The sequence below is a fragment of the Planotetraspora phitsanulokensis genome, from assembly GCF_016863295.1.
Taxonomy (GTDB): domain Bacteria; phylum Actinomycetota; class Actinomycetes; order Streptosporangiales; family Streptosporangiaceae; genus Planotetraspora; species Planotetraspora phitsanulokensis.
In genome coordinates this window covers 1-1,200 of the sequence record NZ_BOOP01000081.1, presented here as the reverse complement: position 1 = coordinate 1,200, position 1,200 = coordinate 1, and the positions used below count along the sequence as shown (strand labels likewise).

General features: G+C 63.8%; 1 protein-coding gene. It reads left to right on the top strand.

The genetic code is table 11. The features are described from left to right. The coding region (locus Pph01_RS42455) for an IS630 family transposase (RefSeq protein WP_204078941.1) at positions 1-1,189 on the top strand (1,189 nt) is incomplete at its 5' end. Positions 1,190-1,200: the final 11 nt, after the last annotated feature.

The following is a 1,200-nucleotide window of genomic DNA, read 5'->3' as shown; positions in this document are numbered from 1 at the left end:
TAGTGGCCCGTCACCGAACGTTGGATGGGTAATTGATCTCTGGTGGGTGAACCCGTCAGGCTGGCTGCCTCTTCGATGTTGGGAGGTGGTCGTGGCTCGCCGACCGGAAGTGTTCGTTCGGCCGTTGTCGATGGAGGAAGGCCGCAAGCTGCAGCGGATCACGCGGACTGCGAAGGATCCGATCAAGTTGCGGCGGGCGATCGTGGTGATGATGTCCGGCCAGGGCCAAAGCGTCCGGGACATCACCTCCTTGATGCAGGTCAGCGATGACTACGTTCGTGATGTCATCCATGCCTTCAACGAGCGGGGGTTCGATGCGCTGGACCCAAAATGGAGCGGGGGCCGTCCACCAGCGATCAGTAGCCGGGTGCGTGAGCACATCTGCCTGATCGCCAAGACGGTCCCCTCCGAGTGGGGCATCACGGGGCACTCGACATGGAGCCTGAAGACACTGGCCGAGCACCTGATCGCCCGCGGTGTGGTCGCCGCGATCAGCCGTGAGCATCTGCGGCGGATCCTGCGCAGGGGTGGGGTGAGCTGGCAGACCACGACGACGTGGAAGGCTTCCAACGACCCGCAGTTCATCGCCAAGATGCAGCGGGTGCTGGAGTTATACGATCACCCGCCCGAAGGTGGGCGGGTGGTCTGCGTTGATGAGTTCGGCCCGTTGAACCTGATGCCCCGCACGGGCAAACGCTGGCGGCCGGTCGGGTCCCCGGCTCGGTTGCGGGCTACTTACAACCGCTACCACGGTGTGATGCACATGATCGCCGCCTTGGATCTGGCCACCGGCAAGTTGTACTACCGGATCCGCAGACGCAAGCGGTGGCGGGAGTACCTGTCCTTCCTCAAAACGCTCCGCGCCCGCTGGCCCGGCCAGAAGTTGTACGTGATCGCCGACAACTACTCCCCGCATAAACATCCCGAGGTCAGGGCCTGGGCCGCTGGCAACGACATCGAGTTGGTGTTCCTGCCGACCTACGGCTCCTGGCTGAACTGGATCGAATCGGAGTTCGCCGCGCTGCGGTACTACGCGCTCAACGGCACCGATCACCGCACCCACGACGAGCAGAACGCCGCCATCGCCGGCTATATGCGCTGGCGCAACGCTCGAACCGCCCCCAAGACCAACTTCGCCGCCAGCTCACCCATCCGAAGCTGGACCAGTTACCCGGCCAAGGTTGCGTGACAGGCCACTAG